This window comes from Xanthomonas fragariae (genome assembly GCF_017603965.1).
GTDB classification, from domain to species: Bacteria; Pseudomonadota; Gammaproteobacteria; order Xanthomonadales; family Xanthomonadaceae; genus Xanthomonas; species Xanthomonas fragariae_A.
In genome coordinates, this window is record NZ_CP071955.1 from 538,450 (window position 1) to 553,427 (window position 14,978).

General features: G+C 62.4%; 15 protein-coding genes, 2 other RNA genes and 3 pseudogenes. 3 read left to right on the forward strand and 17 right to left on the reverse strand.

Going from position 1 to position 14,978, the window contains the following annotated elements; all coding sequences use genetic code 11:
- Positions 1-28 precede the first annotated feature (28 nt).
- The 7 genes from J5I97_RS02505 to J5I97_RS02535 form a co-directional block, all read right to left on the reverse strand.
- The gene (locus J5I97_RS02505; protein WP_208588807.1) at positions 29-766 is read right to left on the reverse strand and encodes an HAD family hydrolase; all 738 of its coding nucleotides are present in this window, start codon (positions 764-766) and stop codon (positions 29-31) included.
- Between the two features lie 147 nt (positions 767-913).
- On the reverse strand, positions 914-2,020 hold the full coding sequence (locus J5I97_RS02510; RefSeq protein ID WP_208588808.1) for an AI-2E family transporter: 1,107 nt from the start codon (positions 2,018-2,020) through the stop codon (positions 914-916).
- Positions 2,021-2,148: 128 nt separating this feature from the next.
- Positions 2,149-2,224: non-coding RNA, sX9 sRNA (locus J5I97_RS02515), on the reverse strand.
- 117 nt (positions 2,225-2,341) lie between these two features.
- Positions 2,342-2,725: a hypothetical protein gene (locus tag J5I97_RS02520; protein ID WP_208588814.1), complete on the reverse strand. Its 384-nt coding sequence runs from the start codon at positions 2,723-2,725 to the stop codon at positions 2,342-2,344.
- Positions 2,722-3,210 carry a phage holin family protein gene (locus tag J5I97_RS02525; RefSeq protein WP_208588818.1) on the reverse strand — a complete coding sequence of 163 codons (489 nt, stop codon included), beginning with the start codon at positions 3,208-3,210 and terminating at the stop codon, positions 2,722-2,724. The genes J5I97_RS02520 and J5I97_RS02525 overlap by 4 nt, the downstream gene beginning before the upstream one ends.
- Positions 3,211-3,213: 3 nt before the next feature.
- A complete protein-coding gene (locus J5I97_RS02530) occupies positions 3,214-3,576 on the reverse strand; it encodes a hypothetical protein (RefSeq protein WP_208588820.1) in 363 nt (120 codons plus the stop codon).
- Positions 3,577-3,693: 117 nt separating this feature from the next.
- Positions 3,694-5,130 carry a Do family serine endopeptidase gene (locus J5I97_RS02535; protein ID WP_208588822.1) on the reverse strand — a complete coding sequence of 479 codons (1,437 nt, stop codon included), beginning with the start codon at positions 5,128-5,130 and terminating at the stop codon, positions 3,694-3,696.
- Positions 5,131-5,373: 243 nt separating this feature from the next.
- On the opposite strand from J5I97_RS02535, the gene J5I97_RS02540 reads away from it, so the two are divergent.
- Positions 5,374-6,192 carry a histidine biosynthesis protein HisIE gene (locus J5I97_RS02540; RefSeq protein ID WP_208588823.1) on the forward strand — a complete coding sequence of 273 codons (819 nt, stop codon included), beginning with the start codon at positions 5,374-5,376 and terminating at the stop codon, positions 6,190-6,192.
- A gap of 113 nt (positions 6,193-6,305) precedes the next feature.
- Here J5I97_RS02540 and J5I97_RS02545 read toward each other — a convergent pair whose 3' ends face one another.
- From J5I97_RS02545 to J5I97_RS02560, 4 genes are all read right to left on the reverse strand, one after another.
- The gene (locus J5I97_RS02545; RefSeq protein WP_208588827.1) at positions 6,306-6,968 is read right to left on the reverse strand and encodes a DUF3313 domain-containing protein; all 663 of its coding nucleotides are present in this window, start codon (positions 6,966-6,968) and stop codon (positions 6,306-6,308) included.
- Positions 6,969-7,032: 64 nt separating this feature from the next.
- A complete protein-coding gene (locus J5I97_RS02550) occupies positions 7,033-7,329 on the reverse strand; it encodes a hypothetical protein (RefSeq protein WP_208588829.1) in 297 nt (98 codons plus the stop codon).
- Positions 7,330-7,429: 100 nt separating this feature from the next.
- Positions 7,430-8,614, reverse strand: a complete 1,185-nt coding sequence (locus tag J5I97_RS02555) for a sensor histidine kinase (RefSeq protein ID WP_208588831.1) — start codon at positions 8,612-8,614, stop codon at positions 7,430-7,432.
- Complete coding sequence (locus J5I97_RS02560) at positions 8,611-9,276, reverse strand: response regulator transcription factor (protein WP_208588832.1); 666 nt, start codon at positions 9,274-9,276, stop codon at positions 8,611-8,613. The genes J5I97_RS02555 and J5I97_RS02560 overlap by 4 nt, the downstream gene beginning before the upstream one ends.
- Before the next feature lie 215 nt (positions 9,277-9,491).
- Between J5I97_RS02560 and J5I97_RS02565 the strand changes: the two genes are divergently transcribed.
- Positions 9,492-9,567: non-coding RNA, sX9 sRNA (locus J5I97_RS02565), on the forward strand.
- Between the two features lie 4 nt (positions 9,568-9,571).
- On the opposite strand, the gene J5I97_RS02570 is transcribed toward J5I97_RS02565, so the two are convergent.
- From J5I97_RS02570 to J5I97_RS02585, 4 genes and pseudogenes are all read right to left on the reverse strand, one after another.
- Positions 9,572-10,459, reverse strand: a complete 888-nt coding sequence (locus J5I97_RS02570; RefSeq protein WP_208588835.1) for a TIGR01777 family oxidoreductase — start codon at positions 10,457-10,459, stop codon at positions 9,572-9,574.
- A gap of 195 nt (positions 10,460-10,654) precedes the next feature.
- Positions 10,655-11,248, reverse strand: coding sequence for a DUF4142 domain-containing protein (locus J5I97_RS02575; protein ID WP_208588837.1), 594 nt, complete (start codon positions 11,246-11,248; stop codon positions 10,655-10,657).
- Between the two features lie 77 nt (positions 11,249-11,325).
- A pseudogene (locus J5I97_RS02580) lies at positions 11,326-11,591 on the reverse strand (hypothetical protein).
- A 43-nt stretch (positions 11,592-11,634) separates the two neighbouring features.
- Positions 11,635-11,922, reverse strand: coding sequence for a hypothetical protein (locus J5I97_RS02585; RefSeq protein WP_208588839.1), 288 nt, complete (start codon positions 11,920-11,922; stop codon positions 11,635-11,637).
- Positions 11,923-12,336: 414 nt separating this feature from the next.
- Here J5I97_RS02585 and J5I97_RS02590 point away from each other — a divergent pair, with 414 nt between their 5' ends.
- Complete coding sequence (locus J5I97_RS02590; protein WP_208588841.1) at positions 12,337-12,501, forward strand: hypothetical protein; 165 nt, start codon at positions 12,337-12,339, stop codon at positions 12,499-12,501.
- Between the two features lie 155 nt (positions 12,502-12,656).
- Here J5I97_RS02590 and J5I97_RS02595 read toward each other — a convergent pair.
- Positions 12,657-13,709 (reverse strand): annotated as a pseudogene (locus tag J5I97_RS02595) (IS701 family transposase); the annotation flags it as partial.
- A gap of 99 nt (positions 13,710-13,808) precedes the next feature.
- Positions 13,809-14,864, reverse strand: a pseudogene (locus J5I97_RS02600) (IS5 family transposase).
- Positions 14,865-14,978: the final 114 nt, after the last annotated feature.

Genomic DNA, 14,978 nt, shown 5'->3' on the forward strand with positions numbered 1-14,978 from the left:
GGCGCCGTGCGCCGAGCAAAGGTTGGGCTCAGGCGTGAACCCGGATGCCGTCGTGCGGCGTGCCTGGATGCAGCCGTTGTGCGTCCAGCCAATCGGCCAGCCCGGTCATGCTGTCGAACTCCAGGTCCGGCTGCCGAGTGGGGTGCGACCACACCGCACCGTCGCGGTTGATCCAGCACGCGCGCAAGCCGGCATCGAGTGCGCCGAGCACATCCATGCGCACGTGGTCGCCCACATGCAGCACCTGCGCCGGCGGCACCTGCAGGCGCGCGCACGCGGCCAGGAAGATGCTCGGATCCGGCTTGGCGCTGCCGTGCTCGCGCGAGCCCAACTGAAACGCGAAGTGATGCATCAAGCCGATGCACTGCAGATCGGCATTGCCGTTACTGAGTGCGGCCACCGGCACATGCGCGGCGATGCGTGCCAGTGCCTCTAGCGCGTCCGGGTAGCATTCCACCTGATTGCGCGCGGCATAGAACACTTCATACGCAGGCTCCAGCAACGCCAGATCGCCGCCGCTCTCGCGCAAGGCCATCTCCAGCGTTAACCGACGCAGCGCACTAAGGTCGTGATGCAGATGCGGGTTGTCGGCAAAGCTGCGCTCGCGCAGCTCACCCATTGCCTTCACCGGAAACCGCTCGGCAGTGACCGGACTGTGCTCGCGCATCCAATCGTGCAACACCTGATCGATACGCGCACCGATCGGGGCAAAAGGCCACAACGTATCGTCTAGGTCGAGAGTGATGGCGTTGATGTGGAAGCTCATGCGCCGATCTTACGGTTGTGGCGATGAAAAGGGGATCGGGGAGTTGGGATCGGCAACTCGCAACAGCGACGTGCTGGCGCCTGGACCAATCCCGCAGCGCAATGCAACTGCCGTTGCAAATCCCTAATGCCGACTCCCCAATCCCGGTCACTCAAGTAGCCTGGCCCAGCGCTGCATCCCTTCCACCCGGCTCAGCACCATCTTGATGCAGACCAGCAGCGGGACCGCCAGCAGCAGGCCGACCATGCCCCAGAGCCAGCCGAACAACATCAGCGCCAGGATCAGCATCAGCGGCGAGATCGCCATGCGTCGGCCGAGCACGATCGGGGTGAGGACCTGGCCTTCGATGGTGTGCAGTGCCAGATACAGAATCGCCGGCAGCAGCGAGGACAAAGTGGTGCGGAATTCCACAAAGCCCATCAATAGCATCAGCATTACGCCGATCGACGGACCCACATACGGTGCAAAGTTCAATAGCGCCACCACGGTGCCCCACAACAACGCTTCAGGCAGCGGAACCTGTAGCGCATACAAGATGCCGGCAAAAATCAGGCCGACCAGCGTGTTGATCACGCTGATGGTGAGCACGTAACGCGACACCTCGCGTTCGATATCCAACATGATTTCGGTGGTGAAGCGTTGTTGCTGTCGGTTCTGCAGTAATGCAATTGCATGCCGCTGCAGGCTCTCGCCATAGACCATGAAGAAGAACGTCAGCAGCACCACCGCCAGCACCGAGGCAGCGAGCTTAGGCGTGCGCACCAGCGCCTTGTAGGGGTCGTCCATCTGCGTGCGCACGATCTGCACACCGCGCTGGCCTTCGCCACCGGCCGCGCGTGCAAAATTTTCCGCCGCCTGGTTGGCTTGCATCACCGGCTTGGTGAAATCGCGCACATCGCGCGCAATTTGCCGCATTTGTCGCGGTGCCTGCTGCACCCATTCGGCGGCCGGGCCTGCCAATTGCGCGGCCAAGGTCACGGTGCCGGCCAGACCTAGGCACAGCACCATCAATGCGCCGATAAAGCGCGGGATATACAGCTTGCGCAGACCGCGCAGGATGGGGTTGCCGATCAGCGCGAAGAACGCTGACAGCATGATGGGCAAGATGATCGTCTGCGCGGCCCACAGCGTGTAGCCGACCGCAAGCGTGGCCAACACGACCATCGAGGCAGGCGCGCGCGGGCGTGGCGCCGATGGCGGCGGAAGCGAATCTGCCGGTGCGGCAGCATCCGATGAGTCGACGGGAAGAGACATGTGGACCCTGGCAGCAGACTGGCGTACTGCCAGCGGTGCGCCATTATCGGCACAACACGTCAACGGCGTGCACAGAAGCCTGCGCGCACGATGTCAGTAAGGGACGTTGCAGATGGCGGCCCAAGAGCGGCTAACAAAACGTAGCGAGCAGTCGTCAGGTGGGTGCTCACGGCGCACAGGAACCGGAGTGTACGCGTGGTACATGCCGATTCCGAGCACCGACCGCGCCCGCCTGGCGGTGAGCGCAGTCGTTTTGTTAGCCGCTCCAAGCCACGCATCGGACTGCGCAATAACCATGCTGCTCGACAGACGGACCTAGCCTCAGGCAGCGTGCTCGACCGGCACCTGCACAACCGTGACAGGAGGATCGGAAGCGACCTCTTCGGCATTGTCGGCGGCACGCGCGGCCTGTTCGGACGCTTCCTGCGCACGGTGCGCAGTAAACAACGCAGAGATCGTGCTGACCATCTGCAAAATCTTGGGGATGCCGCCGAGCTTGCCGGCGATGCTGCCCAGCGCTGCCTGCGGTTCGTTGCGGCCAGTGATGAAGCCCAGCCCGAAACCGGCCACCATAATGCGCAGCGGGGACCATCCTGCCCGCCATGCCTGGCCCAGCTCACCCCAATGCAGACGCGTCTCTTGGGCGCGCCCTTCCACTAGAAATTCAGCGCGCTCGACGCGCTGACGCAAGGTACCGAACTTCATGCACGTGCTCCACTGGCAGGCGATGCGGTGGCATCGTCGTCGTCGCTGTGGTCATCGAAAATGCCCAACTTGATCAGCTGACGACGTGTTGCGTTCAAGCCGGTGTGATCGAAGTAGAAGAACACCCGCCATGCCGCGATGCCGGTGACCAACAAGCTGGCCAGCGCAGTAAAAAACATTGCCTGGAACCACGACAACCCGGCGCGTTGCAGCAAGGCAATGATCGCGCCCGCCAGCAACAACCACGACGAGGCGCCGAACACCACGGCGACGCATGCCCATGCCAGACCGCGTCCGAATGCGCTGCGTGCCAGTTGCAGGTCGGCCGACACCAGCCGGCGTAGCGCACGGCTGGTGTCTTTGGCCGAGCCCAGCGTTGCGCGGCCGGCTGCACCGACCGCCCGTACGCTTTCGTCCAGTCCTGGCGTGTCCGAACGCGCGTTCTGCGCGTCGGAGGCAGCAGCTGTAGAAGCCTGATCGCTCACGACTTAGTCGTCGTTGCTGCGTGCCAGTTTGGCAATGATCCAGCCGGTCGCGAAGGCAACGCCGAATGCGGCCAGCGGGCGCTCGCGGATCAAGTCGGTGGCGCTTGCCAGCAGGTCGTTGCTCTTGCTGACCAGTACATCAAGCTGTTCTTTGGCAGCGGCGCCGCCGAACTCGGCAGCGGCCATGCCGGCCAGTGCGGTGTCGGACAGTTCGGCCTTGACGTTGGCGCGGCCAAGCTTGAGCTCATCGCCTGCAGCGCTGGTAGCGCCCTTGACGGCTTCGCTGGCAGCACTGGCAGCGGACTTCAGATGGGTGCCGGCTTCGCTCAGGTTTTCCTTCAGCTGATCGGTATTGGTGGGGCTCATGCGATATCTCCTTTTGGTCATTAGGTGGCAGCTGCGACAGCTTGCTGGCGTGGTACAGCAATAGCATCGTCGCAGTGTAGGGGGTGTTAGTGGGCGTGTACCGCAGTGCACGCCAAGTCAACGCATGAGCGCGTCGTACTGCGCGTTGCCACGCAGGATACGCACGACCAACTGCTCGGGCTTGCGTTGGAAGTTGGCGCGCCAGCTGGCCAAGTCCGCAAACTCTCCCACACTGCTGGCCACGATCACGTCGCCGGAGACCAGACCATTGGCTGCTGCACGGCCACCACGTTTGACCTCGCTGACCATCACTCCGGTGATGCCGGATTGACGTAGCGATTCGGGCAGGTCCACAAAGGTGGCGCCACTCAGGCGCGGGTCCAGCATGTCGCCGGTGACGGCACGGTCCTGCTCCTTCAAGGTCGCCTTGAGCTTGAGCGGTTTGCCATCGCGACGGATGTCCAGGGTCACCGCGCTACCGACGGCTTGCAGGCCTTCGTAGTTGTGCAGTGCTTCGGCGCTGTCCACGCGTTGATCGTTGGCCGCCACCACCACATCGCCCGGCTGCACGCCTGCGGCGGCCGCAGCTGAGCCCGGCAACACGCGTGTTACCAAGGCGCCACGTAAAGAGTCCACACCCAAGCCCTGCAGCATTTGCTGCGTGAGATTCTGCGTTTCCAGACCGAGCGTGCCGCGCACCACCACGCCCTTGGTCACCAACTGCTCGACCACGTTGCGCGCTAGGTTGGACGGAATCGCCAGGCCCAGCCCGATATTGCCGGCCATGCTGCCCTGCGGATTGAAACTGGCGGTGTTGATGCCTACCAGCTGACCTTGCAGATTGACCAACGCACCGCCGGAATTGCCCGGGTTGATCGAGGCATCGGTCTGGATGAAGTTCTGATAGCCCAGCCCGCGGATGCCGCTACGGCCCACCGCCGACACGATGCCGGAGGTCACCGTCTGGGTAAAGCCGAAGGGGTTGCCGATCGCCACCACAAAATCGCCCACGCGCAGCGCATTGCTGTCGGCCAATTTGATGTCGGTGAGGTTGTCGGCCTTGATGCGGATCAGCGCGATATCGGTATCGGCATCGGAGCCGATGAAATCGGCGTTGACCGTGCGCCCGTCTCCGAGTGTCACCTGCACGTCGTCGGCATTTTCGATGACGTGGTGGTTGGTCAGTACATAGCCCTTTTGCGCATCGATGATCACGCCCGAACCTAGCGATTCGTCGATGCGGTCCTGCGGCACCTGCGGAAACAGCCGGCGCAGGATCGGATCGTTGAAGAACGGGTTGCGCACGCGCACCACTTGTTTGGTGTTGACGCTGACCACCGCCGGCATCGCCCGTTGCAGCATCGGCGCCAGCGACGGTACCGGTTGGCCGGCGACGGCTGCCGGGAGCGCTGCGGCGGTAGGCAGGGTGAAAGCAGCATTGCCGGCCGGGGTTGCCTCGGCGCGATTGTCCAGCCAGGTAGTGATGCCGGTGGCGGCAAATCCGCCGAAGGCAGCGGCAAGCGAAAGAGTCAGCAGGGTGGGCAGCGGTCGCATGGAACGTATTCCGGGTTGCGCGGTGGAAGAGAAATAGGGCGTCTGACTGCGTAAATCAAGCTGAACGAGAGTGCCTGCGCGCAATTTAACTTCGGGTGAAAGTGACGCCCATCCCTTGCCGGCATTACGTTGACAGCTGCATGAGCCCGGCGTAGCGTCCGCTCGATACGATGCTTGTTCAGCATGAAGCATGCCGTCGCGCATCGCCCGCGTTTCCAGTAGTGATGCCCTTAAGGAGGGTCTATGAGCAACGGCAATGGTGTAACGTCAACCCTGTCCGACGTCGTCGATAGCGTAAAGAGCACCGCCACCGAACTGACCGAAACCATTGCCAGCACCACCAGCGAGGCGGTTGCCAATGTGCAGGAGGTAGCCAGCACGGCGGCGGACGAGGTCAATGCACGCGTGGCCAAGGCGCGCAAGGCGGTGGTCAAGGTCGAAAAAAAGGTCGTCAAAAAAGCAAGCGAGGCGGCCACTGCAGTGAAGCGCAGCTTCGCCAGGACCAAGCGCTCGCTCACCTCGACCAAAGACGCCGCCAAGGACAAGCTCACCGCCACCAAGGACGCTGCCAAGCAGAAGCTGACCACGACCAAAGACGCGGCCAAGCAAAAGTTGACCAGCACCGCCGATGCCGCCAAGAAAAAGGTGGCCGACACCAGGGCCAGCGCCAAGCAGAAGCTGGAAATAGCCAAGGCCAACGCCAAGGCCGAAGCCTCTGCACTGAGTGCCAGGACCGCAGCCAAGAGCGTGGCGCGCAAGACTGCGGTGGCCACAGTCGGTGCGCGTTCGGCAGCGAAGAAGGCGGCGGCCACGTCGGCAGCAGTCAAGAAGTCGGTCGCCAAAACGATTGCCAAGCCCGCGGCCAAAAAGGCGCCGGTCTCCAAGCAGACCGCGACCAAGCAGGTTGCGGTGAAGAAGGTCCCACTCAAGAAAGCGGTGACCAAGACCGCGCTGAAGAAGGCGGCCAAGGTCACCAAGACCCCGGCAACGCGCGCAGTGGCCAAGACCACCGCCGCACGCAAAGCGGTCGGCAAGAAAGTCGCCAAGCGCGTAACACGCTGAGGGCGCAACGCGGACGCTTGCACTGCGAGCTGACGTTGGAAAGAAGGCCGGCGCTGTTGGTACAGCACCGGCCTGTTTCATATGGGGATCGCTAGCGATTCCCGATTCCCCCACTACTCCAACCCCTCCACAAACTGCTCAGCTCCCTTGCGAATGCCGGCTTTCGCCGCGTCGTATGCACCTAGGCTGGCCTTGATATTCATTGCGCTCGGGTACTGCTTTTCGACATAGGCAGCCAGCAGGCGATTGCTGGGCGCATCGTAGATTTCAACCGCATAGCTGACCGAGCCGGAGAACGCGCCTTCCTTGCCGCGTGCGGCCTGCACCGCGTTGTAGGAGCCGCCGCCGATGTCGACCTTCATGATGGTGCCGAGCACCCGCTTGCTGGGCTTGGCGCCGGTCAGGGCGATGCGTACACGCAAGGTGTCGCGGTTGGCCGACGTCGTTCGCTCCCAGCGCTGGGCAATCGCGTTGCCGAACTCCTGCTGCATGTATTCGGCCAGCATGCGTTTATCGTGCTCGGGCACGTCTTCAAATTGCGCATCCGGCCCGCGGTAAATGCTCACCGACTCGACCAGTGCTGCGCGATAACGTGTCCAATCCACGTCGCCGTGGTAGGCGTACGGCATGCGGTCGCCGCGGCTACCCTCCTGCGGGCGTAGATAGCTCGAAGACGGCAATTGGCTGTACGGCATCGGACGGGTGCTGGCGCAGCCGATCAAGGTCACGCTGACAAGGGCGAGTGCGAAGCAACGGATAAGCGAATGGAGCGACATGGAGAAGACCTGAAAAAGGAAGCAGACAGATTGGATGCGCCAGCGCGTAGCCGTGGCCTACTGCTCAGTGCAACAGAAAACTGGCCAGCGCCATCGCAAACACGGCGGCTGCGGCGGTGAACAATACGCCGCTCGTGGCCCAGCGCTGCAGGCGGCGGGCGTCGCTTGCGCTGCGGATGTCGGGCAAGTCGCTCCAGATGTCGCGATTGCGTGTGCCGGTACGGCCGCAGCGAAAATCCAGCGTAGGTGCAATCTGCGTCACAGTGGCAGTGGCAGCGTCGCCATCGTTGGCGGCGGTCTGCGCGGCCAGCAGCGACATTGCGGCGGGGACGAGTTGGGTGGAACGGATCGAGTGGAACATCACCATGCATCCTGGATGCGTGCGGTGAGTGAACTTTAGGCAGGCGTGTTTGGGAACTTATTGGGTCTATCTGCATGCTGTTGCAGCACGTACACGACGTTCAGGTCGCGCTGGGTGCACGGTCGCCGGCAAACACCACGCGCACGCATAGACCGCGGCCATCGTTGCCTTCGCAGGTTTCGATCGTTGCCGCGTGCAGGCGTGCGATGCCGGCTACCAACGACAGCCCGATTCCGCTGCCCTGCACCTCGCTGCCGGGCACGCGATAAAACCGTTCGAAGATGGATGCCTGCGCGCTTTCCGGCACGCCGGGGCCGTCATCGCTGACCTGCACGAACGGATGCAGCACATCGGCGCGCAGGCAGTAGCCGCAACTTACTTCGACCGTGCCGTGGGTGCGGCCATAGCGGATAGCGTTGTCGACCAGATTGCGGATCAGGATGCCGATCGCATCCACATCGCAGCGCAGCAGGCACGGCGATGCCTCGGCCTGCAGATTGATCTGGCGTGCATCGGCCTGCACGCTGAATTCGTCCAGCACATGCGTCATCAGCTCGCCCATTTCGACCTGGTGGTAGGCGGTCGAACTAATACCGGCGTCCAGCCGCGCCAGATCCAGCAATTGTTCGGCAAGGCGGTTGCTGCGCCGTGCGGTCTCCAGCAGCTGGCGCACCGCTGCGTCCTTGGTTTCCAAAGTCGGTGCGCGCAGCGCGACCTCGGCGTAGGCATGCAGCGCCGAGAGCGGTGTGCGCAGTTCGTGCGCGGCATCGGCAACAAAATCGCGCTCGGCCTGTACGGCTTTTTCCACCCGCGCCAGCAAGGTGTTGAACGAGCCGATCAGCGGGCGGATTTCATCGGGCACTTGCTCCAGCGGCACCGGTTCGGTGTCCAGGCCGGTGCGTTCGGCGATGGCGCCGGAAATGGCGCGCAGTGGCCCTAGCGAGGCACGCACCGCCCACCACACCAGCAGCCCCAAGATGCCCAATTGCAGGGTGTTGAGCACCATCGCAATCAGCGTCTGCTTGAAACTCATGCGCGAGGACATACTGCCGGTCGGGGTGCGCGCGTCCACCCCATTGGGCGGCTCTGACTGGGTGTCGAAGCGATGCTCCAGCGCATCGGGCAGGGTGCTGATCAATTGATCGCCAAGCAGGTTGAGCTCCTGCTCGAATACGCTTTCATGGCCCTGGGTGACCAGTGCGACCAGGATCCACAGGGAGGTGGACCAGCTCAGCAAAACGATCGCGGCCAGTACCGCCAGCATGCGCGCCTGCAGCGATTTCATTCGGGTGCCTTACCGACCATATAGCCCTGGCCATAGATGGTGGAGATGAGCTCGTCACCCAGTTTGCGGCGCAGCTGGTGCACATACACCGCGATCATGTTGCTGCCGCCTTCCGACGGACCGCCGTAGACGCCTTCTTCCAGTTGATCCTTGGTGACCACGCGCCCAGCGCGCTCCATCAGGGCGAGCAGCAGCCGATATTCGTGTGCGCTCAGTGCCACCCACTTGCCGTTCTTGGTGACCTTGCGGCTGCTCGGGTCCACGCAGACATCGCCATGATTGAGCAGCGGCACCACGCGGCCCTGGCTGCGCCGGGTGAGCGCGCGTAGCCGCGCCATCAGCTCGTCGAACTGAAAGGGTTTCACCAAATAATCGTCGGCGCCGGCATCCAGGCCGCGGATGCGGTCGGTGAGCTGGCCACGCGCGGTCAATGCGATCACCGGAGTGGGGTCGTAATGGCTGCGCATGAAGCGGATCACCGTCAGCCCCGATTCGCCGGGCAGGCCGATATCCAGCAATACCGCGGTGTAGCGGTGGTCTACCAGTACCGTCTTGGCAGCATTGGCGCTGCCGACGTGGTCGATGGTCCAGGACTGTTGGCGTATGCCGTCGCAGATCGCATTGGCCAGCATGGTGTCGTCTTCGACAAGGAGCAGGTGCATAGGTGTTTCCGCCGGGCGCAAGGCCAGTCCGAGATCCGCAGCACTCTCGGAGATGGTCGTTAGGCAAATATTAGTGCACGGTCCGCGCGGCAGGTCAGGACTGGCGGGCGACCCGTTCCGGTCAGCCCGCACCACGTTTTTGCGGCCGGCTTAGCTTGGCTAACAAAACGACTGCGCTCACCGCCAGGCGGGCGCGGCCGGTGTTCGGAATCGGCATGTATCCTTCGTACACTGCAATTTCTCCGTACCGTCCGCACCCACCTGGCGACTGCTCGCTACGTTTTGTTAGGCATTCTTAGTGCTGCAGGATGGCACGCAGCGCGGCCTCCAGGTCCACGTACTGGAAGCGGAAGCCGGCATCGAGCGCGCGTTGCGGCAGCACCTTCTGGCTGATCAACAGCAGATCGGCCATTTCGCCGAAGCCAATCCGCAACAGGCCGGCGGGGAGCGCCAGCAGGGCAGGGCGATGCAACACCTTGGCCAAGGTCTGCGTAAATTCGGCATTGGTGACCGGGTTCGGCGCGGTGGCGTTGTAGGCGCCGGATTCGCCATGCTGTAGCAACCAGAGCAGCAGCGAGACCATGTCGGCGCGGTGGATCCAGCTCATCCAGTGCCGGCCATCGCCGAACGGGCCACCACCGCCGAAGCGGAACGCCGGCAGCATGCGCGCCAGTGCGCCGCCGTTCTGGTCCAGCACGATGCCGGTGCGCACCCGGCTCACCCGAGGGCCGAGCGCGGCAATCCTGTTCGCTTCCGCCTCCCAGTCGCGGCAGAGCACGGCGGAGAAGTCCTCGCCAGCGCTATCGGTTTCGGTCAGTGCGGTGTCGCCGCGTTCGCCGTAATAGCCTACCGCCGAGCCGGAGATCAGCACCGACGGGCGCTGTGCGGTCGGCTGCTGGGCGATCCAGGCGTGCAGCTGGCGGGTGATGCCCAGCCGCGAGGCGCGGAAGCGCTGCTTGCGTGCGTCGGTCCAGCGGCCGGCTGCCAGCGGCTCGCCAGCCAAGTTGATGACGGCGTCGGCCTGTATCCCGTTCAGCGTATCTACAACGGCGACACCGGGTAGGGTGCGGCCAGCGCGGCGCGGATCGCGGGTCAGCACGCTGACTTGGTGGCCGGCATGCAGCAGCGCCGGGCACAAGGCCTGACCGATGAAGCCGGTGCCGCCGGTGATGAGCAAATGCATGGAAAGGCTCCTGGGCCGAATCGATGCGGCACGATAGGCCAGGGCGGACCGCAGCGAAGTGAAGCTGACCCAGCGATGTTGCAGCGATCGCCGCGATGGGCGTTGGTGCCGAGTGCCCTGCGCGCGGCGGATCGCCCAAGCGCAAACGCGCCGGACAGGCTGGCGCGTTTGCGTGCTGAAGACGAGCGTCGGCGCTTACTTCGACGAAGACACCGCATGGGCGCGTTCGAAATGCACCGCCACCACGCGGCGGGTCTGTTCCAGGTACTGCTTGACCGGTGCGCTTTCGGCGGCGGGCAGTAGTTCGGAATCGAGAATCTTGATGGTATCGCCATGGTCCATGACCATGTTGCGCATGAAGCCATTGCGGTACGCGTCCTTGCCGTCGGGCAGGGTCAACGTCTTTGACAACGCTTCTACTGCGGCCTTGCCCTTGGCGCGCATCGCATCTGCACGCGGGCTGTTGGTTGCGCCGAGCGCCTTGGTTTTTTCAAGATTGGCTTCATGGTCATGCAGCATCTGCTGCGCGAACTCGGCGGTGGTGCCACCCAGGTCCTGGTCGATGGCCTGTTTGGCAAGCGCGATCTCGTTCTCGTCGATTGCCGCCAGTACCCCTAATGCGCCGCCATCGCCCTTGGCCAATTCGGTCGCACCACTGCCGCTGATCGGCGCAGGCGTCGGTTCCGGCGAGACGGATGGCGCAGTGCGCGATGCATCGCCGCCGGGGCGATCGCACGCGGTGAGAGTCACAATGGCCAGTAGCGAAGCAGCAACAAGAGTGGATTTCATGACTGTCCTGGAGTGAGTCGGCAGTCGCCGACGATCAGATGCAAAGGAGCTGCTGTGCGGCTCCGGTGACGTGTCGATCAGGCCCGCTGCGGCTGGGCGACTGGCGTCCTGCCCAAGGGTCTGATCGGTGCCCACACTGCGTCCTGCTCAGCACGGCAGACGCGTGCCATGTGCGCGGTGCGTTCGCCAATCACTGCATGCTCGCTAGCTGGCGCGTTGCCCAGCAGACTGACGACATGGAGCCCAGGATTTCCTTCGCGTGGTCGCTCTGGTCGTTGACGATGTGCGGTACCAACCGCTCCAGTCGTTCCAATTCCTGCTGCACGTGATACTGGGTTTTCATGACGATCTCCAATGGGTACAGGTCCTGATCAACGACTGCGTGCTCAACTATCGCTATTGCGTGTGCCCAACCTTTGCCAGCAGTCGGTGGCCAACTGTTCGTAATTTGACTGCGTGTTGGATGAAATGAAGTGATGCTCCAGGCGGTCGCGAAACAAACGCAGACGTTCCTGATCGCTCGAACGCGGTGCCTGCAGATAGATATCGCAGGCCATTTTCACCACCGGTGACAACTCGCTGAACTTGCCTGCGCCGAGGTTGCCCTGGGCGTGCCGCGCCTGCCAATGCGCGATTTCGGCTTGTACATCGATGACGGATGGATCTCTGCTCATGACGTGAGGTGGTCCAGGCTAAATAAACTTGACGTGCAGAGTAACTACGGGTGTGTCAACGAATGATCATCGAACGCGACTATTGCGCTGCATCGCGCACCCGTGCACGCTTATATCGGTAAGTTTGTTCTCGCACTTCTACACGCTACGTATGCAAGCAATCGCTTTTGACAAATGCGCGTATGAGTGCCAAGTGTGACCAGGCTGCAGTGATCAGCTCAGCGCCGTGATGCATGCCATGTGCGTCGCTGCAGATTGCTGCAAGCAACCTCGCCCACGCATGCGGTAGCGATGCATTGAAAGCGACATCGCTCATGCAATGCCGCATTTCACGGAAGATTGTGAGCCGCTCCACATCTGTGTAACGTGTTATCAGTAAGGTATGCATCGACTTAATGGACAGAGCACATCAGAATGCAGGACAGCGAAAGCAGTCATCGTAAGCGGCATCATGCCAGCGGCACAGCCGAAGCACGCGTGTGGTGGCATGCCCTATTGGAACTGCGTGGCGGGCGGACTGCCATCAGCTTGATCGTGGTGTTTCTCATCGTACTGGGCCTGTATCTGGCCTTGAAATAGCTTGGTTGAGATAAGAGCGCCTAATCCTACTGTGTCATTAAATCCGTAGATGCGGAGGCATCCCGTCAAGTAGTGCCGCTGCGATGTCCATGGCGATTGTCCAGCGCAGCGTCGCGATCGAGTCGCTCGCGTGGCGCTGGGCGCGCGATTGCCTTCCGCCAGCGCGCCTTGACCGTCCTTACCAGATCCTTGCGCGGCGTGTTTACCGGCAGGTTGGACAGAAAGTATCGGGTCGGCCTGTCTTGGCCTTTGGGCCATTCGATCAACAGCCATTCCTCCTGACGCAAGCGATCACCTTGTGCTGCACGTACGCGTACGGCGGCGAAACGTCCCGACAACGGTGCGTTGCTGCCTTCCCGCCACGCGACTGTCCTGAAGGCGCGGGAGGGTAACGACAGCGCCAGCGCTTGCACCGACTGTGGCTGATGGTCGGCTGTACGACGATGGCGAACCGGAGGTCGGCCTTGGCCTTTCCACGCCGCCGGCGATTCGGGCCTTTGTCCGGGCGGCCAGACTTTCACGCTCGACACGATTCCCACCGCATAGTTCAGTTCCAAGCAAGCCAGCGCGTCACGCCAGGCCGTATTGCTGCTATAGGCTGCATCGGCCAACACCGTGCCGCGCGCCACTCCCGTGGCATGGGCCGCTTTCATCTGCGCCAGTGCGATCTGCGGTTTGGTCGCGAACTCAATCTCGTGGGGAATTCCCGCTTTTCCCCGGCGTGCTGCATCGCTGGCCCAGTCTTCAGGCAGATACAGCCTGAAAGCGATCGGAATGCTCGCTGCCGGCGTCGCCAACGATACGCTCACGGCCACCTGGCAATTGTCCTGCTTGCCGATCTCGCCGCAGTCCTGTCGGGCCAAACCGACCGAATGCCTGCCCTTCTTGCGAAAACCCGTGTCGTCCACGATCCAGTACACCTCGTCTTTCAAATCCAGCAGCGACGAAACGTACTGACGAACCCGCTCCAACATGGCCGCATCGGACCACTCTGATTTGGCCACGAAGTGGTGCAAGGCTTGATGGCGAGCCCTGGTTCGAAGCGGATCCAGATGAGCAGCCAGGGGCTCAACACTCTTGCGCTCCAAAGGCAGCATCAACGCACTACAATCGCCTCGCAGGCCCGCAGTGCGGTCAGCATGACCGAGCGCAGCGGAGAGTTCATCGAGATAAGCGGAGAAACGCGCTTTGTTGCTGACTGCGGCCATCACGATCCCGCCGTGGGAGAGACTGCTTTCAGGATAGCCTATTTATGACACAGTAGGACTAGGGAAGCTCTGAGCAACGCGGCCGGAGGATGAGGCAAGCTACATTGGCCACATCCACGGACTCAGGTCCTCGGTTTTTCGCCGTTTCCGGCGCGTTTGCGGGGTGTTGCCCGAGTTACAGGCACACCCCACGGCAGGCATCAACTGCTTTCGCTTCAACCACAGGTTCGACAGCGCAAACAGCGTCAGCACCTGCGCAGTCTTCTTCGCCAAGCCGCGATAGCGCACCTTGACGTAGCCAAACTGACGCTTGATCACCCGAAACGGGTGTTCCACCTTCGCACGCAGGCTGGCCTTGGTGTGCTCCCAGCGTTCGGCCCACTTCAATTCGCGCTTGCTCTTGATTTGCTTCAGTTTCGAGGGCTTTTACGCGATCAGATAGCGCAGCTTGCGCTTGCTCGCCATCTCTTCGCGCTTCTCCAACCCGGTGTCGCCGCTGTCGCCGCACACCGTGTCCTCCTTACCGTGCAGCAGCTTGTGCGCCTGCGTGATGTCTGCCACGTTGGCCGCCGTGCATTCCACGTGGTGCACCAGGCCGGAGGCATCGTCCACGCCGATGTGCGCCTTCATCCCGAAGAAATACTGATTGCCCTTCCTGGTCTGGTGCATTTCAGGGTCGCGCTCACCTTCCTTGTTCTTGGTCGAACTGGGCGCGGCAATGATCGTGGCGTCCACGATCGTGCCGCCTCGCAGGCTCTGCCCCTTGCGCGACAAGTGCGCGTTGACCCGATTGAACAGCTTGCGCGCCAGATCGTGCTGTTCCAGCAGGTGACGGAAGTTGAGAATCGTGGTCTCGTCCGGCACATCGTCCAACCCGCCGATCTTGGCGAAACGGCGCATCGACACCGTGTCGTACAGGGCCTCTTCCGCAGACGGATCGCTCAGTGCGTACCACTGCTGCAAAAAATGGATGCGCAGCATCGTCTCCAGTGGATATGGCTGTCGCCCCGGCTGGCCTGACGTCGGATAGTGCGGCGCGATCAGGGACAGCAGGTCCTTCCACGGCACCACCTGATCCATCTCGCACAAGAACACCTCGCGCCGTGTCCGCTTGCGTTTGCCGTTGTACTCCGCGTCGCCGAAAGACAGTTGCATCGTTATCGTTCCGTTGGCTCTATGCGATTGTCGCAGGATCAGGGGGAGTTGTTCAGACCTTCCCTAAACTTAGAACCGAATGGAATATCGTCCGCAAACTATTGACTGGTAGGC

Coding starts and splice junctions, on each gene's coding strand:
- J5I97_RS02590 (WP_208588841.1), top strand. CDS start 12,337: ATGCAGGACAGCGAAAGCAGTCATCGTAAGCGGCATCATGCCAGCGGC.
- J5I97_RS02560 (WP_208588832.1), bottom strand. CDS start 9,276: ATGCACCTGCTCCTTGTCGAAGACGACACCATGCTGGCCAATGCGATC.
- J5I97_RS02555 (WP_208588831.1), bottom strand. CDS start 8,614: ATGAAATCGCTGCAGGCGCGCATGCTGGCGGTACTGGCCGCGATCGTT.
- J5I97_RS02530 (WP_208588820.1), bottom strand. CDS start 3,576: ATGAGCCCCACCAATACCGATCAGCTGAAGGAAAACCTGAGCGAAGCC.
- J5I97_RS02575 (WP_208588837.1), bottom strand. CDS start 11,248: ATGAAATCCACTCTTGTTGCTGCTTCGCTACTGGCCATTGTGACTCTC.
- J5I97_RS02585 (WP_208588839.1), bottom strand. CDS start 11,922: ATGAGCAGAGATCCATCCGTCATCGATGTACAAGCCGAAATCGCGCAT.
- J5I97_RS02550 (WP_208588829.1), bottom strand. CDS start 7,329: ATGTTCCACTCGATCCGTTCCACCCAACTCGTCCCCGCCGCAATGTCG.
- J5I97_RS02535 (WP_208588822.1), bottom strand. CDS start 5,130: ATGCGACCGCTGCCCACCCTGCTGACTCTTTCGCTTGCCGCTGCCTTC.
- J5I97_RS02505 (WP_208588807.1), bottom strand. CDS start 766: ATGAGCTTCCACATCAACGCCATCACTCTCGACCTAGACGATACGTTG.
- J5I97_RS02510 (WP_208588808.1), bottom strand. CDS start 2,020: ATGTCTCTTCCCGTCGACTCATCGGATGCTGCCGCACCGGCAGATTCG.
- J5I97_RS02545 (WP_208588827.1), bottom strand. CDS start 6,968: ATGTCGCTCCATTCGCTTATCCGTTGCTTCGCACTCGCCCTTGTCAGC.
- J5I97_RS02540 (WP_208588823.1), top strand. CDS start 5,374: ATGAGCAACGGCAATGGTGTAACGTCAACCCTGTCCGACGTCGTCGAT.
- J5I97_RS02520 (WP_208588814.1), bottom strand. CDS start 2,725: ATGAAGTTCGGTACCTTGCGTCAGCGCGTCGAGCGCGCTGAATTTCTA.
- J5I97_RS02570 (WP_208588835.1), bottom strand. CDS start 10,459: ATGCATTTGCTCATCACCGGCGGCACCGGCTTCATCGGTCAGGCCTTG.